The sequence below is a fragment of the Bacillus salipaludis genome, from assembly GCF_030938565.1.
GTDB lineage: Bacteria > Bacillota > Bacilli > Bacillales > Cytobacillaceae > Neobacillus > Neobacillus salipaludis_A.
In genome coordinates this window covers 3,837,561-3,859,710 of record NZ_JAVGVR010000001.1, presented here as the reverse complement: position 1 = coordinate 3,859,710, position 22,150 = coordinate 3,837,561, and the positions used below count along the sequence as shown (strand labels likewise).

Annotated in this window: 22 protein-coding genes and 1 pseudogene; 15 read left to right on the top strand and 8 right to left on the bottom strand. The window is 39.1% G+C overall.

What is annotated here, in order from left to right:
* Positions 1-31 precede the first annotated feature (31 nt).
* Positions 32-1,528, bottom strand: a complete 1,497-nt coding sequence (locus tag RCG21_RS19180; RefSeq protein WP_133335375.1) for a sodium:solute symporter family protein — start codon at positions 1,526-1,528, stop codon at positions 32-34.
* The gene (locus tag RCG21_RS19175) at positions 1,525-1,731 is read right to left on the bottom strand and encodes a DUF3311 domain-containing protein (RefSeq protein ID WP_133335377.1); all 207 of its coding nucleotides are present in this window, start codon (positions 1,729-1,731) and stop codon (positions 1,525-1,527) included. The genes RCG21_RS19180 and RCG21_RS19175 overlap by 4 nt, the downstream gene beginning before the upstream one ends.
* Before the next feature lie 367 nt (positions 1,732-2,098).
* On the opposite strand from RCG21_RS19175, the gene RCG21_RS19170 reads away from it, so the two are divergent.
* From RCG21_RS19170 to RCG21_RS19160, 3 genes are all read left to right on the top strand, one after another.
* On the top strand, positions 2,099-3,049 hold the full coding sequence (locus RCG21_RS19170; protein WP_026572934.1) for a ribose-phosphate diphosphokinase: 951 nt from the start codon (positions 2,099-2,101) through the stop codon (positions 3,047-3,049).
* 393 nt (positions 3,050-3,442) lie between these two features.
* On the top strand, positions 3,443-4,612 hold the full coding sequence (gene trpB / locus RCG21_RS19165) for a tryptophan synthase subunit beta (RefSeq protein ID WP_133335379.1): 1,170 nt from the start codon (positions 3,443-3,445) through the stop codon (positions 4,610-4,612).
* A 217-nt stretch (positions 4,613-4,829) separates the two neighbouring features.
* Entirely contained in the window at positions 4,830-6,338 is a 1,509-nt protein-coding gene (locus RCG21_RS19160) for a DHA2 family efflux MFS transporter permease subunit (RefSeq protein ID WP_133335381.1), read from the top strand.
* A gap of 44 nt (positions 6,339-6,382) precedes the next feature.
* Here the strand turns inward: RCG21_RS19160 and RCG21_RS19155 are convergent, their stop codons facing one another.
* Positions 6,383-7,408, bottom strand: a complete 1,026-nt coding sequence (locus RCG21_RS19155; RefSeq protein WP_165976281.1) for an acyltransferase — start codon at positions 7,406-7,408, stop codon at positions 6,383-6,385.
* A gap of 243 nt (positions 7,409-7,651) precedes the next feature.
* On the opposite strand from RCG21_RS19155, the gene RCG21_RS19150 reads away from it, so the two are divergent.
* The 3 genes from RCG21_RS19150 (at position 7,652) to RCG21_RS19140 (ending at position 9,941) form a co-directional block, all read left to right on the top strand.
* Positions 7,652-8,563, top strand: a complete 912-nt coding sequence (locus RCG21_RS19150; RefSeq protein ID WP_308913614.1) for a DMT family transporter — start codon at positions 7,652-7,654, stop codon at positions 8,561-8,563.
* A gap of 125 nt (positions 8,564-8,688) precedes the next feature.
* Positions 8,689-9,012, top strand: a complete 324-nt coding sequence (locus tag RCG21_RS19145) for a hypothetical protein (protein ID WP_133335387.1) — start codon at positions 8,689-8,691, stop codon at positions 9,010-9,012.
* A 455-nt stretch (positions 9,013-9,467) separates the two neighbouring features.
* On the top strand, positions 9,468-9,941 hold the full coding sequence (locus RCG21_RS19140) for a hypothetical protein (RefSeq protein ID WP_133335389.1): 474 nt from the start codon (positions 9,468-9,470) through the stop codon (positions 9,939-9,941).
* Positions 9,942-9,948: 7 nt separating this feature from the next.
* Here the strand turns inward: RCG21_RS19140 and RCG21_RS19135 are convergent, their stop codons facing one another.
* Complete coding sequence (locus RCG21_RS19135) at positions 9,949-10,152, bottom strand: hypothetical protein (protein WP_133335391.1); 204 nt, start codon at positions 10,150-10,152, stop codon at positions 9,949-9,951.
* 176 nt (positions 10,153-10,328) lie between these two features.
* On the opposite strand from RCG21_RS19135, the gene RCG21_RS19130 reads away from it, so the two are divergent.
* The 3 genes from RCG21_RS19130 to RCG21_RS19120 all read left to right on the top strand — a co-directional run bounded on the left by RCG21_RS19130 (position 10,329) and on the right by RCG21_RS19120 (position 12,348).
* Positions 10,329-10,850 (top strand): DUF2179 domain-containing protein, encoded by a 522-nt coding sequence (locus RCG21_RS19130; protein ID WP_308913613.1) that lies wholly within the window; start codon positions 10,329-10,331, stop codon positions 10,848-10,850.
* A gap of 92 nt (positions 10,851-10,942) precedes the next feature.
* Positions 10,943-11,368: a hypothetical protein gene (locus RCG21_RS19125; RefSeq protein ID WP_308913612.1), complete on the top strand. Its 426-nt coding sequence runs from the start codon at positions 10,943-10,945 to the stop codon at positions 11,366-11,368.
* Between the two features lie 80 nt (positions 11,369-11,448).
* Positions 11,449-12,348, top strand: coding sequence for a TIGR01777 family oxidoreductase (locus RCG21_RS19120; protein ID WP_133335397.1), 900 nt, complete (start codon positions 11,449-11,451; stop codon positions 12,346-12,348).
* Between the two features lie 64 nt (positions 12,349-12,412).
* Here the strand turns inward: RCG21_RS19120 and RCG21_RS19115 are convergent, their stop codons facing one another.
* The gene (locus RCG21_RS19115) at positions 12,413-13,756 is read right to left on the bottom strand and encodes a TldD/PmbA family protein (RefSeq protein ID WP_133335399.1); all 1,344 of its coding nucleotides are present in this window, start codon (positions 13,754-13,756) and stop codon (positions 12,413-12,415) included.
* 3 nt (positions 13,757-13,759) lie between these two features.
* Positions 13,760-15,148, bottom strand: a complete 1,389-nt coding sequence (locus RCG21_RS19110) for a TldD/PmbA family protein (RefSeq protein ID WP_133335401.1) — start codon at positions 15,146-15,148, stop codon at positions 13,760-13,762.
* Between the two features lie 180 nt (positions 15,149-15,328).
* On the opposite strand from RCG21_RS19110, the gene RCG21_RS19105 reads away from it, so the two are divergent.
* The 3 genes from RCG21_RS19105 to cysP all read left to right on the top strand — a co-directional run bounded on the left by RCG21_RS19105 (position 15,329) and on the right by cysP (position 17,841).
* Positions 15,329-15,910, top strand: a complete 582-nt coding sequence (locus RCG21_RS19105; protein WP_133335403.1) for a hypothetical protein — start codon at positions 15,329-15,331, stop codon at positions 15,908-15,910.
* Between the two features lie 134 nt (positions 15,911-16,044).
* The gene (locus tag RCG21_RS19100) at positions 16,045-16,545 is read left to right on the top strand and encodes a hypothetical protein (protein ID WP_133335405.1); all 501 of its coding nucleotides are present in this window, start codon (positions 16,045-16,047) and stop codon (positions 16,543-16,545) included.
* A gap of 213 nt (positions 16,546-16,758) precedes the next feature.
* A complete protein-coding gene (gene cysP, locus RCG21_RS19095; RefSeq protein WP_133335409.1) occupies positions 16,759-17,841 on the top strand; it encodes a sulfate permease in 1,083 nt (360 codons plus the stop codon).
* A 64-nt stretch (positions 17,842-17,905) separates the two neighbouring features.
* Here the strand turns inward: cysP and RCG21_RS19090 are convergent, their stop codons facing one another.
* Both RCG21_RS19090 and purF read right to left on the bottom strand, forming a co-directional pair.
* Positions 17,906-18,061: a hypothetical protein gene (locus RCG21_RS19090; protein WP_165976282.1), complete on the bottom strand. Its 156-nt coding sequence runs from the start codon at positions 18,059-18,061 to the stop codon at positions 17,906-17,908.
* A gap of 413 nt (positions 18,062-18,474) precedes the next feature.
* Positions 18,475-19,854, bottom strand: coding sequence for an amidophosphoribosyltransferase (gene purF / locus RCG21_RS19085; RefSeq protein WP_308913611.1), 1,380 nt, complete (start codon positions 19,852-19,854; stop codon positions 18,475-18,477).
* A gap of 154 nt (positions 19,855-20,008) precedes the next feature.
* Between purF and purK the strand changes: the two are divergent.
* The 3 genes and pseudogenes from purK (at position 20,009) to purS (ending at position 22,150) form a co-directional block, all read left to right on the top strand.
* Positions 20,009-21,119 (top strand): annotated as a pseudogene (gene purK, locus RCG21_RS19080) (5-(carboxyamino)imidazole ribonucleotide synthase).
* 64 nt (positions 21,120-21,183) lie between these two features.
* Positions 21,184-21,903: a phosphoribosylaminoimidazolesuccinocarboxamide synthase gene (purC, locus tag RCG21_RS19075; protein WP_133335413.1), complete on the top strand. Its 720-nt coding sequence runs from the start codon at positions 21,184-21,186 to the stop codon at positions 21,901-21,903.
* Positions 21,896-22,150 carry a phosphoribosylformylglycinamidine synthase subunit PurS gene (purS, locus tag RCG21_RS19070; protein ID WP_133335415.1) on the top strand — a complete coding sequence of 85 codons (255 nt, stop codon included), beginning with the start codon at positions 21,896-21,898 and terminating at the stop codon, positions 22,148-22,150. The genes purC and purS overlap by 8 nt, the downstream gene beginning before the upstream one ends.

The window sequence follows — 22,150 nt, the reverse complement described above, 5'->3', positions numbered from 1 at the left end:
CCTGAATCTACTGGGATGTCTCTTTAGAAGATTATGCCTCTTTTTTAAATTTGAGAGGCGGCTCGTTTATTCCAAATAACTCTTCCGTGATAGGATTAGTTTTGTTTTTGATTTTACTCACAAACATCGGATTGACGATGACCGTTACGATGATATTCGCCAATAATCCCCAGAATCCTTCGTAAATACCAAAAGACTTTCCGGTCGCATAAACGGTGAACGTGACAATCAATCCGACGAGTAAGCCCAAAATCGTGGCTTCTTTCGTTTGGTTTTTCCAGTAAAGGCTAAACACAATTGCCGGGAAGATTTGAACCATTCCTGATACCCCTAATAATTGAAGTGACACAAGGGCAGAAGGGAAGACCATTCCAAAAATTAACGCCAGACCGATGACAACAAATACCATCGAACGAGTGACCATTGTTAATTTTGCCTGTGTCACGTTCGGATTAATAAAATCCCGATAAATGTTATTTGCAAATAAGTTTGAAGCACCGATGGCCATAATCGAACACGGAATCAGAGAGGCTAGTGCAATCGTTGCATAAGCTAAGCCTTGAACTGTCCCGCCATAGGAAACTTGAATTAAGTTTAACAAGGCAAACCGAGGATTCGTACCCTGTGGCAATACATGATAGGCAACAAAGCCTAAGAAAATAAGCAAAATTAACACAATATTATACAGCGGTAAAAAGATTGCATTTTTCCTTAGTGCATCTGCACTTTTCGCTGTAAAGACCCCTGTAGCTGCATGTGCCCACATGAATAGGGCTAAACCAGAAATGAGTGAAGCGGTTAGAAACCATGGAATCCCTTTTGGCCCGGAAGTAGGGATGGTAAGTAACTGCGGTGAATCCGAAGCTACCTTGTGAATCATTGAACCCCAACTGCCAAAATGTAAGATTGGTAGATTGACAACCAAGAATAACATAATCACCCAAACCATGATGTCCTTTATAACTGCCGTATAAGTAGGTCCCTTAATTCCGCTAAAAAAGGTGTATAGTGCAACTAATAGGAAAGAGAAAACCACTACGACTTTGACATTGATAAAGCCTGTCCCTGCAACGGTTAAAGTATCTTGAATCCCGGCTAACTGTAAATCTATGTACGGGATTAACATTAATACTCCAACTGCTGCAATTAAAAAGGATAAAAATTTACTATCAAATCTTACTTTTGCATAGTCAGCCAGCGTCGTTAGCTTATGGCTTTTCGAAAATTTCCAAAGTTTTGGTAAAAAGAAATAAGAAATAAAGTAGGCAATGATCGTATAGGGAATAGCAAAGAATGCTAAACTTCCACCTGTATAGGCCGTACTGGTTAATCCTAAAAAGGTATAAGCCGTATAAAGATCCGCCCCGACTAAGAACCAAACGAGTAGTGTCCCAAATCTCCGACCGCCGACAGACCATTCTTCAACAGAGCTTCTATTTGATTTATCACGCCCTGATAAAAATCCAATCAAAACAACGACTAAAACGATGGCAGCTGTAATGACCAATGCAGTTAAATTTCCCTTCATGATTCCGTACTCCTTTCTGATTTTTGTAGGCGAAAGATCAAAAAGGTACATAAAGGAGTAATAATCATCCCCAAAAAGAGCCAAAATGCAAGAAATGGTAATCCAAAAATAATCGGTTGGATCCGATTAACAAATGGGATTGCCACAATCATAAATACAATAGGCACCATGGATAGTATCGCAATGATTGTCTTTTTGCCCATTTTAATAAACCCCCTAATTTTTAAATATTTCATCAATTCAAAAATTGACCTCAATAATAGTATCAGTAATTTCCGACTAAGACAAGCGGATTACATGAAAATGTCAAAAAATATTTTATTTTAAAATAATAATAGGGATGGTAAGCGCATTCAATCCATTTAGGAGAATCACGCAAATTTTCAAGTGGGAACAGTGAAAAGGGAGAAAAGTTGCATTTTTCAGGTGATGCCAAGTATAAGCAGGGCCTTGTTTGTAAATAACAATGAAATGTGAAATATATTTGCTATCTCTATTCCTTCAATTCATGTAAAATAAGATGTTGGACAAAGGTTTTTAAATGACGAAACAAAGCATGGAGGATTAAAGGTGACGTATCAACTGCATAAGAAATTTAAAATGTTTTCATTAAATTCAAATCCTAAGCTGGCAAATGAAGTGGCGGATCTTTTGGGCTGCGAACTAGGGAAAAACTCCACTACTCGATTTAGTGATGGTGAAATTCAAATACATGTACAAGAGAGTGTCCGTGGTGGTTATGTATATTTAGTCCAATCTACATCACAGCCAAACAATGAACATATTATGGAGCTCCTCATTATGATTGATGCCATGAAGAGAGCTTCTGCAAAAAGAATTAATGTGGTCATGCCTTATTACAGTTATGCCCGTCAAGACCGCAAAGCTCGTTCGCGGGAACCGATTACGGCGAAGCTGATTGCGAATCTTTTACAAAAAGCGGGAGCTACACGGTTACTTACCATTGACTTCCATTCTCCACAGGAACAGGGCTTCTTTGACATTCCAGTGGATCACTTAACAGGTATTCCGATTCTTGCCGAGTATTTTATGAAAAAACAATTGGAAGATGTTGTCGTGGTTGCTCCACATAATGGAGTAGTGGTGAAAGCGAGAAAACTAGCCAGCCCATTAAACGCACCGATTGCCTTAATTGACCGCAGGAATCCTGAATCCAATGTGTCTGAAGTCTTGAACATTATTGGGAATGTGGAAGGGAAAAATGCGATTATTATTGACGGTTTAGTCGACACGGCATCGAACATTACGTTATCAGCGAATGCATTGATAGAGGCGGGGGCCAAGGCGGTTTATGCCTGCTGCACGCATCCGGTTCTCTCAGGTCCAGCTATTAGCAGAATCGAAGCCTCACCGATTAAAGAATTAGTTGTCACGAACACCATTGATCTGCCAAAAGAAAAGCAAATTGATAAAATTACGGTTTTATCCGTTGCTCCGTTGCTTGCAGAAGCAATTGATCGGATCCATAACGAAAAAGCAGTTAGTCCGTTATTTGAATAAGGTAAAAAGGTATCCTGAAATTAAATCGGGATGCCTTTTTTAATTTGCTGTGTTAAAGGACAATAATGATTTTTGAGCAACGTTGATTGGAGCGGAAGGCGCGAAGACTCCTCGAAAATGCTAACGCATTTTCTTCGTGCGTGGGCGGATTCGAGGATGTAATTCAATGTCCTGTGGGAGTACGGGGCAGGGGAGACCCCACAGGAGCGAAGCGACGAGGAGGCTCCCCGGTCCGCCCACGAACCGCATGCGCCTAGAGCGGAAATCAACAACCAAGTTTAACAGAGTCATTAATTTAACGCTTAAAGTAGTGGGTCAGACGCCAAAATAGTTGGAAAATTCACTTAAATAAAGTATAATAATTCAAAAAGTAGAGAAGGAGACGAGTTGAGTATGACGAGCTTGAGCACAGATAAAAAAGGGTATTTCGGGGAATTCGGAGGAAGTTTTATTCCGAAGGATCTCCAAGTGGTAATGGATCAATTAGAGGAACAATTTTTGCGCTATAAAGATGATCCTGAATTTCAGGAAGAATTTAAATTTTACCTAAAGCAATATATTGGTCGTGAAAATCCGCTTACATATGCTGAAAACCTAACGCGGAAAATTGGCGGAGCGAAAATCTACTTAAAACGGGAAGATTTAAACCATACCGGTGCCCATAAAATTAATAATGCCATTGGACAAATTCTGCTTGCGAAACGAATGGGTGTAAAAAGAATCATCGCCGAAACAGGCGCCGGGCAGCACGGGGTTGCAACCGCAACGGCATGTGCAATGTTCGATATGGAATGTATCATCTACATGGGTAAGCTTGATACGGAGCGCCAGGCATTAAATGTTTTCCGCATGGAATTATTGGGTGCTAAAGTTGTTCCTGTCGAGAAAGGACAGGGCCGCCTTAAAGATGCAGTTGATGAAGCTTTAGGGGATTTAGTGCAAAACTATAAAAATACTTTTTACTTGCTTGGCTCTGCGGTCGGTCCGCATCCATACCCAACCATGGTGAAGCATTTCCAATCAATTATTAGTGAAGAGTCAAAACGCCAAATCCTTGAGCAGGAAGGGAAGCTGCCTACAGCTGTTATTGCCTGTGCCGGCGGTGGAAGCAATGCAATCGGAGCGTTTGCTCATTATATCGACGAAAAAGATGTGCGTTTGATTGGTGTAGAACCAAAGGAAGCTCCTACTTTAACAGAAGGAGTACCGGCGGTCATTCATGGTTTCAAATGTCTCACTTTGCTCGATGAGAAAGGGGAGCCTCAACCAACCTATTCCATTGCGGCAGGCCTGGATTATCCGGGTGTTGGTCCCGAACACAGCCACTTAAAGGTTAGCGGCAGAGCTGAATATGTGACAGCAACAGGACAAGAAGCATTGGAGGCCTTCCAAATTTTATCTAAAACAGAAGGGATTATCCCTGCTTTAGAAAGCTCTCATGCTGTTGCCCATGCAATTAAATTGGCAAAGGAACTCACAAAAGACGATATTTTGATTGTGAATTTATCAGGGCGTGGCGATAAGGATGTAGAACAAGTATTTCATATGTTGAAAAAAAACTAACAGAAATTCTAAACAAAAGGAGAATCCCAGAATAGGGATTTTTCTTTTGTTATTTATCGTTTTCATCAACAATTACAAAATTTCAGGCATTTGCTTGTAGAAAGCAACTAGTTTGACAAAATCCTATTAACCCAATATAGTAGTAAAGTTCATTTGTGTTTGGGTAACCTAACAGGGACTCGTTTTCTTATAATAAAATCAAGGGGGGAATTTTTACTTGGACACCACAAAATCTTCGCAACCATCGCTTCGGACCGCACCCATTTTTGCTGTTTTGATAGCTGGAGCGTTTGTCGCTTTTTTAAATCAAACAGTCATTAATGTCGCATTGCCGCAAATTATGAATTCCTTTCAAATTTCAGCTGCTACTGCAAACTGGTTAAGTACTATTTTCATGTTAACAAACGGAATTGTAATCCCGATCACTGCATTTTTAATGCAAAGATTTACAACCAGGCAATTATTTTTATTTTCAATGGGTATTTTTTCAGTTGGAACCTTTATCTGTGCGATTGCACCATCTTTTTCCGTTATTTTAGTAGGCCGTGTTGTTCAGGCAATAGGTGCCGGAATTCTTTTTCCACTCATTACGAATGTTATTTTTACCATCTTCCCTTTGGAACGTCGTGGATTTGCCATGGGAATCTTTGGGGTTGCATTGAACTTTGCTCCAGCGATCGGTCCAACATGGGCTGGATGGATTATTGAAACGTATTCGTGGCATGTGATGTTTTATATCATTGCCCCAATTGCACTAATAGACTTTTTTATTGCGATTTTTCTTGTGAAAAATGTAACAGAAACAAGCCGTCCAAAACTCGACGTGCTCGGTGTAATTTTATCAACGATAGGATTTGGCGGAATTCTTTATGGATTCACCACTGGAGGAACAAAAGGGTGGTCTGATCCTGAGGTGATTACCTTGTTTATTGTAGGGGGAATCAGCCTAATCCTGTTTGTATGGCGTCAGCTAACAGTGGGGCATCCAATTTTAGAATTTAGAATCTTTAAGTATAAGATGTTTACATTAACGACGATTATTAACGTGATTGTGACAATGGCCATGTTCTCAGGAATGATTTTAATGCCAATCTATATGCAAAATATTCATGGCTTCAGCCCGCTTGAAGCAGGTTTTATGCTACTCCCGGGCGGTGTGGTAATGGGGATTATGTCGCCAATCACAGGGAAGCTTTTTGATAAATATGGTGCAAGATGGTTAGCGATTGTTGGTTTAGCGATCACCATCCTTACCACCTATGCATTGACCAGACTTCATACAGATACATCGTTTTCTTATGTAATATGGGTGTATACCATCAGGATGTTTGGAATTTCGCTCTTGATGATGCCAATTTTTACAGCTGGTTTGAATGATTTAGGACTTAGTTTAAATAAATACGGCACGGCAATGGTAAATACGTTAAGAATGGTTGCCGGGGCTGTCGGAATGGCCTTTTTCGTTTCCATTATGACGAATAATGGGAAAAGCCATGTGGAGACGATTATGAGTCAAAATCAAATTTCACCAACTGATAAAATTCATATGGCACTGGCGATCAAACAGGGAACGGTAATGGGAATTGACGATGCCTTTATGATTGCTACCTATTTAACGATTGCAGCCTTTATTTTGGCCTTCTTTATTAAAAAAAGAAAACCCGGAAGAGAGCAAGAAGAGCCAATTAGAAGAAAAGTTATAAAAAAGGTCCCACAAGCACAATAATGGATTGAAACGAAAAAAGCTTGCATCCATTGCAAGCTTTTTTATTACTTACCAAAAAGTTGTCGGGTTTTAGTATATTGAATAAAGTTGTAGGTAATATACGACATTGAAAAAACAAGAAAAGCATCAATTAGGTTTAATGTTAGATCATGGGTCATATTCCCAATGCCAAATTTGTGAAATATAAAGTCGTCGATATCAATAAATAACACATGAATCGTATAAATTCCTAAAGCGTTGCCGCCTATTTTGGTGATCAACATTCCCTTACCAACTTGTTGATTTTTGATTGTAAACAAAAACAAAAAAATGGTTAAAAGGATCGTGGAGAAAAAATACTCGCCATGCTTGGCAGATAACACCTTTTCGAGCCAGTATCCTTCAGAAAGTTGAAGGGCAAAGAATAGGAAAAAGAAAAAAAGATAGGTTTTAATTTCTACTTTTTTAGACTGTTGGAAAGGGGAAGCAGAAGCAAACCAAAATCCAATTGTTGTATAAAATAGACCAATGAATAGTGCGTCCCGGGTGCTGTCAATGGGAATTTCTAAAAATTGCGAGTATCCTTGACCAAAAAGACCCACTATATTTAAACAAAGACTAAGGATTAATAAAATCCTAATTTTTTTTAGCCTGTAGAATAGATATAATAGGGCAATGCTCCAAGCAAGAGAGATGACAAACCACAATTGATATCCGCTTGTACCTTCGCCATAGTATAGGAGATTTAGAGGAGTTAAGTTCTCGATATATTTTTCTAATTCGTGGCTATGGTATCCTTTGTCTATATAAATTTGAAAAACATCATATAAAACATAAAAAAGTAACCAGCTGAAATAAATCTTTAGGATTTTTATAACGTATTTTTTAAAATATTCGATTGATTTAGGGTTATTTATTATTTTAAGTCCAAACAAATATCCTGAGGCTGCAAAGAAAAAAGGTACAGCAAACCTGGAAAAGTTATCTAGAATGAAGTATCCGAGCTCATGGTCACTAGGGAATGTATGAATGACAACGACGGCTGCTATTGCAAAAAATTTAATAAAGTCGATTGCATAATTTCTTTCCATTGTCATGCCCCTCTGTTTGTTCAAACAAGTAGTCCTTATATTTTGTCCAATTCAGTATGGATTATGTTTATCGTTATGGTGATGTGAGTCGAATTTGGTGAATTTATAACTTTAAAGTGATAAATTCATATTTGAAGAGGTAGTAAATTAAATAAAAAACTTTTTAAACTCAGACGATGAGAGCAAAATATAAGTAGAAAAAGCTTAGGCTGGTTCCAAAGGTATAAAGGGGGAGGATAAATAATGAGAAGATTTTCACCAAAAACATTTGCAGCCATTGCAGGTTTAGTATTGATTTGGGGCTTTAGCTGGCCTCTATATAAAGTAGCATTAGCTTATACCCCGCCAATATTATTCGCGGGGATGCGCCCACTTATTGGAGGAATATTATTATCCACCATTTTGATTCCACAATGGAAAAAAATAAAGTGGCGTGAAAACTGGAGAACTTATTTCATTTCTGCCCTATTAAATACGTTTCTCTTTTTTGGATTACAAACGATTGGCTTGAATTTTTTGCCGGGAGGATTGTTCTCCGTGCTCGTCTATTTCCAGCCGGTTTTAATTGGACTGCTGGGCTGGCTGTGGTTAGGAGAGAAAATGTCCATTATTAAAATTACCGGGCTGGTTGTGGGCTTTTTAGGTGTTGCTGCAGTTAGTTCGGAAGGATTTACGGGACATGTCTCGATCTTAGGGATTGTTTTAGCTCTGGCAACAGCGATTTTTTGGGCAATTGGTGTCATTTATGTGAAAAAAGTAAGCCATAAGGTAGACTCTTTGTGGATGGTGGGCTTGCAGTCTCTAATCGGTGGAATGGTGCTTACCGGGATAGGGATTGTTACGGAAGATTGGTCAAGTATCGTTTGGAATGGAAAGTACCTGTTCGGTTTATCGTACGGGTCCATTTTAGGGGTAGCAGCAGCCTATATCCTTTATTTTAAATTAGTCAATTCGGGTGAGGCAACAAAAGTAGCCTCGTTCACCTTTCTTGTTCCACTTATCGCTGTCTTAGTTGGTACTGTATTTTTGGGAGAAAAATTCACTTATTCCCTTTTGGTCGGTTTAATTCTTATTGTGATTAGTATTTATTTTGTAAACCATTCTGGAAAAAAACATGAACTCAATACGAAGGAGCCAATCACTTTTGATGCATGAGATTAAGTAAACGATCCAATCTTCGTTTGTATCAAGATAAAGGTCGCTAATCACCAGAATAGGTATTCCTTTGTTGAATTACTTTTTAATGGTCATACTATTGAAAAATAGTAAGGAGGGTCACAATGCCAAGAAAAACTGTGCAAAATGCCGAAGCATCTGACGAGGAAACCATTGTTACTTTTCCAACTGAAGAAGAAAATGAGGATGAAGCAGAAAAACTTTCCCGAATGTTAGCTGCTGTCATGGAATATCTAACGGATGATGATTTAGAAGAAATGGATATTGAATACCTATTGGACAGCACGGAAGGTCTTCGCAGCTGGTGGGATCAACATCGAGAAAGTAACAAAAAAGTTATAGAGGAAGAAATTAAAAAATCCCTCGGCGACCTGTCCTTAAAAGACCTTGAGAAAATTCGGGAACAAATCAAAGAAATTAAGGAATAATCACGTCGATAGATTATCTCTCATCTCCCAATTTGTTACTGTAGCGATTCTTCTATTAGGAAGGGTTGCTATTTATTTTTATGGCTGTGTTAAACGTGGTTGTTGATTTCCGCTCCAGGATGCTCGCTTTCCGCGGGGCGGGCGGTGAGCATCCTCGGCGCTTTAGCGCCTGTGGGGTCTCACCTGTCCCTCTGCTCCCGCAGGAGTCTCGCACCTTCCGCTCCAATCAACTTTGTTTAAAAATCAAGATTGTTCTTTAACAAAGCCATTTTTATAAAAACATATTTTCATCGTTACTTCGTATGTGACATGCGCCCAATTCATACATATATTTAAAGGGGCTGTGACTCATTCATTGCCATTAAAAGGATCGCATTGAAACCAATACTCTGCACTGATGTGATACTTCAAAAAATTGTAGAGAATTACATGTTTACTAACAGGAGGGGATGTTTATGAAATTCACCATCCAGTATATCCCACTAAACAAAATCAAACCGGATTTATCACAGAAAATTACGGAGCATATAAAGAAACTTCAAAGACTAATGTGGGACTGCATGTATGTTTTAGTGGTCAAAAAAAGCCGGAAAGATGGGACTTACATTATTGTTAGCGGACAAGATCGATTCGAATCCCTGAAAAAACACACTAAAAATATTTATGCGCCATGTATTGTTGATAAAACTAGTTCCGATAGAGTAATCTCCTGGTTTTATCGCTTGTGGAACAAACAACCCCTAGATGACTTTCCTTTAATGCCTCCTAGCTGGTCAATCTTTCGGTCTTTTTTGAAACAAGAGCCCCGGTTTAAAAATCTATCCAGATCCGAACAAATAAGAGTGTTGCTTTTAGCAGCACGTTATAAGAAAACTGTGATTTATACAATGAAAATGACCGTGGACTCTATTCTAAAAACGAAAGTATAATCCATTGTTAATTCGTTCTCTCGGTTATTAACCATCCATCTGGTGTTTTTTCAATATTAAATATATGTTCATCGAAATGTTTTCGAAGGAGTTTGTATTCTTCATTTTCAATTTTAATCTGTGTTTTTTGAATTTGTTTAACGGTAATTTCTGGCTTTCTAACTTCGAATACTAAATCATCAATCAGAAAATAGGTTCTTTGACATTTCATTCTTCAATTCCCCCTTTAATTATTTCATACGTATACAATTCAGCAAAAATGTATCAAACCCTATAAAAATTTTGTAAATTTCATGTTAAAAAACACCCCCATCATTACTGTTCATTTCTTAGAAAAAGCATGTTTTCTTTGAAGAAATAATAAGGTAGGAATGTGGGGGTGTTATTTTGTTTGGCTTTGAACCAATTATCTTCATCATTATTGTGATTAATATTCTCTATGTGACCTTCTTTACATTACGGATGTTACTTGTGATCAAAGGTCAGAAGGTATGGGCCTCAATCATTTCGATGTTGGAAGTGTATGTTTATTTGGTAGGTTTAACGATTGTTCTGGACAACCTTAAAGATCCAGTCAATATGGTCGCCTATTGTTTGGGTTGGGGCCTCGGTGTTTATTTAGGAGGTAAAATTGAAGAATACCTTGCTTTGGGCTATGTAACGGTACAAGCCATAGTCAATCCATTCGATTTTGAGCTCCCACGTGCACTTAAGAGTCAAGGCTATGGGGTTGCATCTTGGACAGCTGATGAAAAAAGTGGAAGGCGTACCGTAATTCAGGTATTGGTGAAGCGCAGGCATGAACAAAAAGTGGTAAAAGTGATTAATAAAATGTCACCGAATGCTTTCGTCATTTCTTATGAATTAAAAAATTTCCAAGAAGGCTTTTGGGGCAAAGGAACACTTTAGTAAATTCATGTGAAGGATAATTTTGAATAAATGAAAACATATTTGCAAAGCCTTTAGTAAAGGAACTATGTTGGAAGAAAGAGGATAGGAATATGTTTTCACTTCGCGGGGATGCCCATAAAATATACCTTCAATTAAAAAAAGCCTCGAAATTTGATCCATCATTTAAAGAATTAAAAAGGCTTTTAGAAATAGAGGATATTCAAAATTTTTATCATGGTATTGATACTGAGACGTTAAAAAGAATTTATTATTGTATGATTAAGGAGAAAAATGGGTCAGGGATGATCCCGATTCTTGTTTCAACGATTCCCTGGCTGTTAGTCATATTTGCAAAACAATTGCAAGATTTTGTTTTTCAAGACCATAGTATGGTGTGGGCGATTTTCGCGATTATTTCATTGGTTATCCTCCTATATAGCGTAATCATCCACTTTTACGAAAAATCGTGGGCCGCTGTTCATATTGAAATCATTCAAGCCATTTTAAAAGAACGAAAAAATAGTCAGCAAAAATAATCGTTGCTGGCCGTTTTTATTTTACAATGGAAACAGAGAAAGAGATTCTATTAGAATCGAATCTTGATAGGAGTGAAACAATGAAAATTCTTATTGCAGGCGGTTCAGGGTTTGTGGGACAAAAATTAACGGAGCTTCTTTTTAAAAAGGGCCATGATATCATTATTTTGACAAGAAAAGGGAAGCAATCAGAAGGTACCATAAAGTTTGTTCAATGGATTAAGGAAGGTTCGTCCCCAGAAAAAGAAATTGGCGGGGTAGACGTGGTGATTAATCTTGCGGGTGTATCGATCAATGATGGCCGCTGGACGGAAAATCACCAACGGCAAATCTATGAAAGCCGAATGACAGCGACTGCTGAGTTGTTAAGAATAGTTGAGGCTCTTTCAGAAAAGCCATCTGTTTTTATCAATGCAAGTGCGATTGGAATTTACCCTCCGTCCCATGATACTGTTTATACCGAAAAATCAACGGAGGTGGCCAATGACTTTCTTGGCCGAACCGTTCATGATTGGGAAAGAAAAGCGGCTACGATGATGGAGCATGGAATTCGTACAGTTTTTATGAGATTTGGCGTTGTTCTTGGAAATGAGGGAGGAGCGCTTCCTCTTATGGCGTTGCCTTATCGGTTATTCATGGGAGGTACAGTTGGTTCGGGTGTGCAGTGGGTTTCATGGGTACATATAACGGATGTTGTCCATGCGATTGTTTTTGCGATTGAAAACAATCGTTTGAATGGTCCTGTTAATGTTACCGCACCAAATCCAAAAAGGATGAAAGATTTCGGCAAGACGATTGGAGCTGTTTTACATCGTCCGCATTGGTTTCCTGTACCTGCCTTATTAATGAAGGCAGCTCTTGGGAAAAAAAGCTCGCTTGTTCTTGAAGGTCAACATGTTTTACCTAAGGTATTGACGAATGAAGGTTTTGAGTTCAAGTTTCCGACACTCGAATCTGCTTTAAGGGATTTATTCTATTAAGAAAAAGTCAGTCCCCCACCGTATTAACGCGGCGGGGGACTGACTTCAAAACTGACCTCCAAAATTATTCCACTGTTACCGACAACGACTTCACCAATATCGAGGGGGATCCTACTGGCGTCAGCGGAAAGGTTAAATCTGATCCGATTTCTTCAACGTCCTGTAGCAGCTGATAAAAATTCCCGGCAATCGTCATTAGATTTACTGGGAATGCAATCTTGCCATCCTTCACATAGTACCCATTCGCTGCAAGTGAAAAATCGCCTGAAACTGTATTCGCGCCAGAATGCAAGCCTGATAGACCAGTGATCAAAACACCTTCTCCCATGGCAGCAAGCAATTCATCAAACGATGAATGGGCGGGCTCAATATATAAATTCGATGGCCCCACTTTGACCGCACTCTTATAGGAATCTTTATGGGCATGACCTGTTGTAACAGTCGAATCCTTTTTGGCTGTTTTCTGATTATGCAGCAGGGAATGTAAAATACCTTCCTCTACCAATGTTACTCTCGTAGATGCCACACCCTCGCTATCAAATGTTCGACTTGCGAGACCATCCTCTAAGAATGGATGATCGACAATCGTGATCTTATCAGTAGCAATTTGCTTCCCGAGCTTATCTTTTAAAGAAGAAATCCCCGCTTGTGTATTTTCTGCAGAAAAATTAGCAGCATAAGTCGCCAACAGATGCGCTGCAGCATCATTTCTCAAAAGGACTGGATAATCTTTGCTTTCGATATTCCTTGAGCCTAGCTGTGAGAGTGCTTCATCTGCAGCTTTTTTGGCGATTTCCTTGGCATTCAAGCTATGAAAATCCTTGGTAACAACAAATTCAAATGAGGTTTTCGTTTCCTCGCCATCTTTCACAATCACTTCGACCATGACGGTTATGTGATTCATTTTATCGCTTAAGGACAGGCCCTTATTATTAATCAGATTTTTTGTCATTGATTCAGTTCGGACCATACAATAATCTGTTGCTACAATCCTTGGATCAACAGCATAGATTTCACGTTCAATCTCTTTAATTAATTGGATTTTTTCAGCAGCAGTTACCTCATTCAAGGATGAAGAGTAAAAGCTAGCTTTTTCATACTGAGCACTTCCGGCAAAGATTTCTTCCACTTCATCCTCCTGCACCAAACGAGCATTTTCCTTTGCATTCTCAATCAAAAAAGGGATCGAGGCATCATCTAATTTCTCGGAATAGGCATAGCCCATTTTTCCATTTATGATTCCACGGAAAGAAACGCCACTATCTTCTGCAATTTCGTATTGGTCGATTTCACCTTTGAAAACCTGACAGCCGAATATTTCCTTGTTTTCATAATAAATCTCAACATCTGTAAAACCACTGCATACTGCTTGTGAAAATAGCTTTGCTTGGAATTCTTGAATGTTCATTCTTTATTCCCCCTTTGTCCCGCCGACCGTCATTTCGCTTACCCGTATCATTGGCTGGCCTACATTTACTGGGATACTTCCACTTGAGGCACCGCACATTCCGGCACCATGTCCCAAATTTTTCCCAACCATATCAACAAGCTGTAAGGTTTTCGGGCCATTTCCGATTAAGGTTGCACCCTTTAGCGGTTTTCCGAGTTTTCCATTTTTTACTTCGTACGCTTCCGCAACGGCAAAGTTGTAATCACCTGTTGCCGGATTGACCTGTCCGCCGCCCATATATTTTGTATAAATGCCATGTTCGGTGTTAGCAATGATTTCTTCTGGCGTTGATTTTCCCGGAGCAATATACGTGTTGGTCATCCGAGAGGTAGGGGCAAAACGGAAGGATTGTCTTCTTCCGGACCCTGTTGATTCCATTCCCATCCTTCGTGAATTAAACTTATCAATTAAATAGCCTTTTAAAATACCATTTTCAATAAGGATATTTTTTCGGGCTTTTTCACCTTCATCATCAATATTGATTGAGCCCCACTCATTTTGCAGTGTTCCGTCATCAATATATGTAACAATTTCCGGTGCAACCCGTTCCCCAATGCGGTTTGCGAAAACGGAATTGTTTTTCGCTACAGCAGTTGCTTCTAATCCATGTCCGCAAGCCTCGTGAAAAATAACACCGCCAAATTCATTATCGATAATCACTGGGAATTTTCCGCTTGGACATGGACTGGCATCTAGCATCGTCAAGGCCATTCGAGATGCCTCTTTTGCATAGTGGTCCAGGTTTAGGTTTTCAAAAAATTCAAAGCCTTGATGGGCACCTGGACCGTAGAAGCCTGTTTCCATTTGGTTGTCCCTTACGGCTACAGCCTGGATGGCAAGCCTGGAGCGGACCCGTTTATCTTCAATGAATTTACCTTCGGAATTGGCAATTAGAACATTTTGTTCTTCATCCATATATCGGACGGTGACTTGTGAAATACTAGAGTGATAGTTTTTTGCGGTATCAAAAGCATTTTTCATAATGGTGATTTTTCTTGATTTATCTACCTCTAGGGGCAGAAGATAAACTGGATGACTGGATTCGAAGGATTCTTGGATGAAAGGGGCAGGTTGGATGATTGAATTTCCGCTAATAGCTTGTGCGGCATTTTTGGCTGCTTTTAAAAGGCTATCTTTTCGAAAATCTGTTGTATAGGCATAAACACTTTGAAATCCTTTAAACACACGAATGCCAATCCCAAAGTCACGGCCGGAGAGGCAGGTTTCGACTCTACCGCTCCGCAGTGACATATTACTGGTGAAGCGATCCTCCACAAAGATTTCTGAAAAGTCACCACCAGTAGACAAAGCAGCTGTGAGTACGTCTTCAATTAAAGATTTACTAAGCATAGGGTCCCCCTTCGAATTAAAAGATTTGTATCCTCTTTGATTATATGTGTTAATCTCTTAATCATACAAAGGAAATGCGCTATTTTGGTAAAAATACATTTTTTTAGAAAAGGGACTTTTCTACCATATGTGTGTTATATATAATAAAAAAGTAATCATACAAAAGGAGGATTTGGAGTTTTGTTGTACAACTTTGTTTTATTTCTACATATTTTAGGTGCGGTCATCATGTTTGCCGCAGTAGGAATCACCTTAACAGCGATGATCGCCATGCTCCATTCTACAAAAACGGACTACATACGAATTTGGTCCGCGTTAGCTGTGAAACTTGATGGCCTGCTGCCTTTTAGTGTTATTTTGATTCTACTGCTCGGCCTTTACCTTGTGATTTCCACATGGGGATGGGGGAAACCGTGGGTTGATTTTTCGCTTGCAGCATTAATCATTATGACGTTTATGGGCCCAATCATTAATTTGCGCCGCTTAAAAGCGGTATTAAGCGCTGCAATTACTGAAACCAATGAGGTACCTTCTTCGGGTTTAATTGAAAAAGTCAGAGACCGTGTCCTTTGGAATTCTGTTTTGATTATGACGATGCTGACACTTGCCATATTATTTTTAATGGCGATGAAAATCGCTTTATTGGGCTCCATCATTACTCTAGTAGTAGCAATTATTCTTGGGTTTATTGTCTCAAAAATCGTTCTAAGTCGAGCATCTACTAAGATTGCAACATCTAATAATACATTTATTGAAAAATAGTTCTTTATAAGAACCTTACTAGCCTTTTTAACTAGTGAGGTTTTTATTTTTTCTTTGAAGATGCATCATTTTTTGTTATAAAATTAGATTTATCAAATGCAATTGGATGGAACAGCTGTATGGAGGAATTGTCTATGGTTCGTGTCAAGTCGGTAAAAGTGGATGGTGAAGAGATCCATGTTTTTAAAAGCGCCATTTATATTTTTGAAAGCAGTGCAGGGGTTACTCTAGAGTTAGATTTGATTGTCAGTGAAGTGGTTATAAAAAAATATAAAAAAGAAGAAACGCTCATAATGGAAATAGAATTAAAGGATGGTAGAATCATTAATTCAATTATGCATGTTAAAATCCTGTCAGGCGGATTGCCGCAGCTTAATTTGTTCTGCGAACTGGATGATATTGATGAGTATGGAGATTTCCATCGAATAAACGAAAATGATTCCTGGTTTCCGAATATTGAAGAGGGCATAACAATAGAAGAAATCAGAAGAGTGGAAATGCCGGACGAAGATATTAGTTTAAAACTAAGACTGCCAATTGACCAAGTCGAATGGTTAAAAGGACAAAAAAAAGCAAGCTTAAATGAAATATTTAAGGAATTCATTTGTGATTTTAGGAAAAAGCTGGAATCTTAAATAACTATATCGATATTTTAAATTGGAGCACGCTGATTAAAGCGTGTTTTTTTTATTATTTTTAAAAAATTCCCCAACATTTGAATTTTCCTAATTGATTATTGCTGAATGGGACTGTATAATAATCTTCATATAAATTATTCCTATCTGATTAGTATGAATTAAAGTTCAAAACATTAGGAATTTTAAAATGAAGCATAAGGGGAGATTGAGATGTTTTGGACATACATAGCATTTATCATCGCATTCTTTTTTGCCATGAATATCGGGGCCAGCGGGACAGCTGCATCCATGGGTTCTCCGTATGGAGCAGGAGCCATAAAGAATAAGCGATTGGCGATGATTCTTGTGGCACTAGCAGCCTTTCTTGGCGCAGTACTTGGTGGTGGCGAAGTCGTCAAAACAATTGGAAAAGGAATTATTCCGACTTCGATACTCAGTATTGAAATGGTCGCCCTCATACTTTGCGGAGCAACATTAACCCTATTTATCGCCAATCTTATGGGAATCCCGCTATCAACTAGTGAGGTAACAGTTGGTGCGATCGTCGGTGCCGGAATTGCTTATAAAAAATTGTATTTTGATAGCCTTATAGTTATTGTTTCATTTTGGGTCATTGTTCCACTCGTCTCTTTCTTTATCACATTTTTCCTTGGAAAACTAATCTCCAAGGCTGAAAAGCGGTGGATTGGGCTGACCAAGCACGGAAAATGGAAAAAATGGCTGGCGCTATTACTCGTAATAGGAGGCTGTTTTGAAGCATTTTCTGCCGGAATGAATAATGTAGCCAACGCCGTTGGACCGCTTGTTGGCGCCGGAATGCTGTCTGCAAATAAGGGAATTTGGATTGGCGGACTATTTGTTGCTATAGGCGCCATATTATTGGGTGGTCGAGTTATTGAAACAAACGGAAAGAAAATCACCAAACTCTCGTTATTGGAAGGGAGCGCCGTTTCGTTTACTGGAGGAGCGCTTGTGACAGTTGCCTCACTATTCGGATTACCAATTCCGCTGACACAGGTAACCACTTGCGGGATTTTAGGAATAGGCGTATCCCAAAAAGGGTTTGGGATTTGGCAAAAATCTGTCATCCAAAAGATCTTAAAGGTCTGGTTGATTTCACCGTTGGCGTCCCTAGTGATTTCCTATCTGCTCGTTAATCTCTTTATTCAAGGCAATATGTATAATATTTTCATCATCTTGAGTACCTTTATTGCCGGATTAGGTGTATTAAGTCTTTATGCCAACGTCCGAAAGGAGAACAGTACGACTCATGATGAGGGCGGGGGAATCTAACCAGTTAGGAGTAAATGAAATATAATTTTTTAAGCCTCATTCTCTGTAGAATGAGGCTTTTTTACTATTTTTTATTTACTTGTTTACCACTTTTTTTCTGGCTTTGAAAGCTTGAATTTCCAATTTGAAATTCACTGCCTAATTCAATGTCATTTCTATTGTCCTGTTTCTCAATTTGCTCTCGCGTTTGATCCCTATTTTTCATTCCCTGCTTAGACATCCCGTTCCCCCCATTTCATTTTTAAATTTGACCTTTTTTATTATGTGTAAATATCAGGGGGTGATGTATCTCCAAACAAATAAAAATCCAGCGCGCGATGGCTTAATCTCCTCCTTCATTGGGTATTGGTTCGTTTACTCAAAATAATCATACTGAATTTATGTGAACAATGAATTAATAAATTTTAAAATATTATTATTTTGAGAACTAGGATGGATCGTTATGGGTTGTCTAGCTTGATTTTTCCAAGAAACGGGGACTATGAGACCTCGTCAATGCCCGTGAAGCCTGATTTTTCCAAGAAACGGGCACTATGAGACCTTGTCAGTGCCCGTGAAGCTTAATTTTTTCAAGAAACGGGCACTATGAGTCCTTGTCAGTACTCTCAAAGCTTATTTATCTTAACCGGAACTTCATTTCAAGTACAATTTGGTTGGATATGCCCCACTAAAGCAAGCGATACAGCGACTGCTTGTTTCTGCGAGATCTACATCTACTGCCTCCAATAATCCTTCGGTGCTTAAAAAGGCTAAGGTATCTGCGCCGATGACTTGTCCCATTGCTTGCTCATGTTCATGCTTGTTCGCAAATAACTCTTCTTTTGTCGGCATATCCACGCCATAAAAACAGGGGCTTTTTACCATTGGTGAACTAATTCGAACATGGACTTCCTTGGCACCCGCTTGTCGAATCAAATCAACAATCCGCTTACTTGTCGTTCCCCGAACAATCGAATCATCTACTAAAACTACTCTTTTTCCTTCTAAAATTTCTTGTACAGCGCTTAATTTCAGTCGAACCGCCAAATCTCGCAATTCCTGAGTGGGTTCAATAAATGAACGACCTGCATATGGGTTTTTGATGATTCCCATTTCATATGGAATTCCTGATTGCCCAGAAAAACCGAGGGCGGCTGGGACACTCGATTCCGGGACGGCAACCACAACATCTGCTTCTATTGGATGTTCTTTGGCTAAAATTTGTCCTAATTCCTTTCGAATGGCTAATACACTTCTTCCCTGAATGACACTATCAGCACGGGCAAAATAAACAAATTCAAAGGAACAAAGGGAGATGTCACCTTTTGCGGCAAACCTTCCTGTTTGAACCCCAGTTTCATCAACAAGAAGCCATTCACCTGGTTCAACATCTCTCCAAAACTTGGCATCAACTGCATTTAACGCGCATGTTTCAGAAGCGGCGATAATGGAATCCCCAATTTTCCCAAGACTAAGCGGCCTTAATCCGTGACGGTCCAGGCCAATTAACATTTGTTTTTCCGTAATAATGAGTACAGCAAAAGAACCGTCAAGCCGCTTGAGAACATCAGGTCCCGCTTGGGCAAAATATTTTTTACTTGATCGAGCAATTAAATGAGCAATAATTTCAGTATCTGTTGTGGTTTGAAAGATGCTTCCTTGCTGTTGCAGGACATCTCTTTCAAATCTTGCATTCACAAGGTTTCCATTATGAGCTACCGCTAAATTTCCTTCGCTGTATTTAAAGACAAGGGGTTGTGCATTTTGCAGTAAGCTTTCTCCAGAGGTGGAATAGCGCACATGGCCAATGGCCATATTTCCGGTGAGGCCATCAAGGATCTTACGACTAAATACTTGAGTAACCAATCCCATTCCTCGATGATGCCTGAATGATTTTCCATCACTTGCTACGATCCCCGCACTTTCCTGACCGCGATGCTGAAGAGCATGAAGTCCATAATAAGTTAAATCAGCTGCTTTAGGGTGATTAAAGACTCCAAATACCCCGCATTTCTCCTGCATTTCCGAAATCATCTTGCCTTCCTCCTATTGACATCATTTCTTTATTTTGGGCGTAGGGAGAATTTCTATCCTTTTTGATTTTACATTTAAAGATTATTGAGATTGAAAAAGTATAATCAGGTATTGCGGGAAGTCTAAAAATAAACATTTACTTTTGGAGGAGGGAATATTGGTGAAAGTAATTAAACCTGGCTCTACGATTGGTATTTTAGGCGGGGGACAGCTGGGAAGAATGATTTCGATTGCGGGAAGAAATATGGGGTATCGATTTATTACTTTGGACCCGACGCCTGACTCTCCCTGCGGACAAGCAGCCGATCGCCAAATTATCGCTTCCTTTTCGGTGCTAAATGCGGCAAAGGAACTAGCAAACGCTTCAGACGTCATTACATACGAATTTGAAAATGTTGATTCCCATTTAGCTTCAATTTTAGAAACAACGTCCTTTGTTCCACAGGGAAGCAAGCTCCTTCAAATCACACAAAACCGAATTCGTGAAAAATCTACGTTACAGTCAAACGATGTGCCTGTTGCCCTTTATAGTGATTCAATCTGAAAAGGATATCCACACTGCTGTTGATCGCTTTGGCTTTCCCTGTGTCATGAAAACCGCGACAGGGGGTTATGATGGAAAAGGACAATGGGTATTTCATGAAAAGGATCAAATACCCATTGCAGTTGAGGCATTAAAAAATTCAGGTGTAGAAATAATCGTGGAACAATTTATTTCATTTAGTAAGGAACTATCTGTGATTGTCGCTAGGAATTTAGCAGGACAAGCAAAAACATTCCCAGTAGCTGAAAATATTCATATTAACAATATCCTTCATCAATCTATTGTCCCTGCAAGAATTACTGAGGAGCAAAGGAAACAGGCAGAGAAAGTTGCTTTGGAAGTGGCCGAATCACTAAAAGCAGTAGGTTTAATTGCTATAGAAATGTTTCTTACGAAGGATGGTGATATTTTAGTTAATGAGCTAGCCCCAAGACCTCATAATTCCGGTCATTATTCCATGGATGCATGTGTAACCTCACAGTTTGAACAACATATTCGGGCAATATGCGGACTGCCCTTAGGAGATACTACTCTTTTAAGTCCAATTATTATGGTGAATATATTAGGTCAACATTTGAGCAAAGTGTCAGATAACCTGAAACAGCTCCCTTCAACAGCCAAACTCCATTTGTATGGAAAAAAGGAATCAAAAGAGAACAGGAAAATGGGGCATATAAATTTTTTAGGTCCTTCACTTGAAGTAATCTTTCAACAAATTTAAAAAATGCAAATCTGGGACTCATAGAATAGATCCTCCCCAATTGACCAGTAAAAGGAGAGAAAAGATGGAAAAATTAGAAATGCTTTACGAAGGTAAAGCTAAAAAAGTGTTCAAGACATCCGAATCGGGAAAATGTTGGATTGAATATAAAGATGATGCCACAGCCTTTAATGGAGAAAAAAAGGGGAAGATTGCCGGTAAAGGAACAATGAATAACGAGATTAGTGCGATTTTTCTTAGCCTATTAAAGGAAAAAGGGGTAAACAATCATTTTGTTCAACGAATTTCGGGAACAGAACAAATTGTCTTACAAGTTGAGATCATTCCAATAGAAGTTGTGGTTCGGAACATCGCAGCCGGATCACTCGCTAAAAGACTGGGATGGGAGGAAGGGAAGGAGCTCCCGCAAGCCATAGTGGAATACTACTACAAAAATGATGAACTGGGAGACCCTATCATTAACAATGATCACATTGCCCTACTTGGGTTGACTTCAGAATCGGACTTAACCAAAATTCGAAACCAAGCTCTGAAAATTAATAAAATTTTACAAGAATTTCTCAAAATGAAAGACCTTATCTTGGTCGATTTTAAATTGGAATTCGGAAAAACTCTAGAAGGTGAGATTATTTTAGCTGATGAAATTTCCCCGGATACCTGTAGGTTCTGGGATGCCAGCACAAAGGAAAAATTAGATAAAGATCGGTTCAGAAGAGATTTAGGTAACGTTAAAGAAGCCTATCAAGAAATTCTACGAAGAATTGGGGGTACTGTTGGTGTTTAAAGCAATTGTCTATGTAACTTTACGGGAAAGCGTTTTGGATCCACAAGGAAATGCGGTTCACGAATCTCTACATTCACTGGGGTATGATGAGGTTGGAGAAGTACGAATCGGAAAATATATGGAGCTTGAAGTTAATAGTGAGGATCATAAAATGGCAGAGGAACGGGTTAGGGATATGTGTGAAAAGCTGTTAGCCAACACGGTCATTGAAGACTATAGGTTTGAGCTAAGGAAGGGAGAAAATTAA

What these genes read in the sequence shown, in the direction of transcription:
- RCG21_RS19180 (WP_133335375.1), bottom strand. Translation starts at nt 1,528, where the DNA reads ATGAAGGGAAATTTAACTGCATTGGTCATTACAGCTGCCATCGTTTTA.
- purF (WP_308913611.1), bottom strand. Translation starts at nt 19,854, where the DNA reads ATGATTTCGGAAATGCAGGAGAAATGCGGGGTATTTGGAGTCTTTAAT.
- RCG21_RS19120 (WP_133335397.1), top strand. Translation starts at nt 11,449, where the DNA reads ATGAAAATTCTTATTGCAGGCGGTTCAGGGTTTGTGGGACAAAAATTA.
- purC (WP_133335413.1), top strand. Translation starts at nt 21,184, where the DNA reads ATGGAAAAATTAGAAATGCTTTACGAAGGTAAAGCTAAAAAAGTGTTC.
- RCG21_RS19140 (WP_133335389.1), top strand. Translation starts at nt 9,468, where the DNA reads ATGAAATTCACCATCCAGTATATCCCACTAAACAAAATCAAACCGGAT.
- RCG21_RS19110 (WP_133335401.1), bottom strand. Translation starts at nt 15,148, where the DNA reads ATGCTTAGTAAATCTTTAATTGAAGACGTACTCACAGCTGCTTTGTCT.
- RCG21_RS19175 (WP_133335377.1), bottom strand. Translation starts at nt 1,731, where the DNA reads ATGGGCAAAAAGACAATCATTGCGATACTATCCATGGTGCCTATTGTA.
- trpB (WP_133335379.1), top strand. Translation starts at nt 3,443, where the DNA reads ATGACGAGCTTGAGCACAGATAAAAAAGGGTATTTCGGGGAATTCGGA.
- RCG21_RS19150 (WP_308913614.1), top strand. Translation starts at nt 7,652, where the DNA reads ATGAGAAGATTTTCACCAAAAACATTTGCAGCCATTGCAGGTTTAGTA.
- RCG21_RS19090 (WP_165976282.1), bottom strand. Translation starts at nt 18,061, where the DNA reads ATGTCTAAGCAGGGAATGAAAAATAGGGATCAAACGCGAGAGCAAATT.
- RCG21_RS19100 (WP_133335405.1), top strand. Translation starts at nt 16,045, where the DNA reads ATGGTTCGTGTCAAGTCGGTAAAAGTGGATGGTGAAGAGATCCATGTT.
- RCG21_RS19155 (WP_165976281.1), bottom strand. Translation starts at nt 7,408, where the DNA reads ATGGAAAGAAATTATGCAATCGACTTTATTAAATTTTTTGCAATAGCA.
- RCG21_RS19135 (WP_133335391.1), bottom strand. Translation starts at nt 10,152, where the DNA reads ATGAAATGTCAAAGAACCTATTTTCTGATTGATGATTTAGTATTCGAA.
- RCG21_RS19145 (WP_133335387.1), top strand. Translation starts at nt 8,689, where the DNA reads ATGCCAAGAAAAACTGTGCAAAATGCCGAAGCATCTGACGAGGAAACC.
- RCG21_RS19125 (WP_308913612.1), top strand. Translation starts at nt 10,943, where the DNA reads ATGTTTTCACTTCGCGGGGATGCCCATAAAATATACCTTCAATTAAAA.
- RCG21_RS19115 (WP_133335399.1), bottom strand. Translation starts at nt 13,756, where the DNA reads ATGAACATTCAAGAATTCCAAGCAAAGCTATTTTCACAAGCAGTATGC.
- cysP (WP_133335409.1), top strand. Translation starts at nt 16,759, where the DNA reads ATGTTTTGGACATACATAGCATTTATCATCGCATTCTTTTTTGCCATG.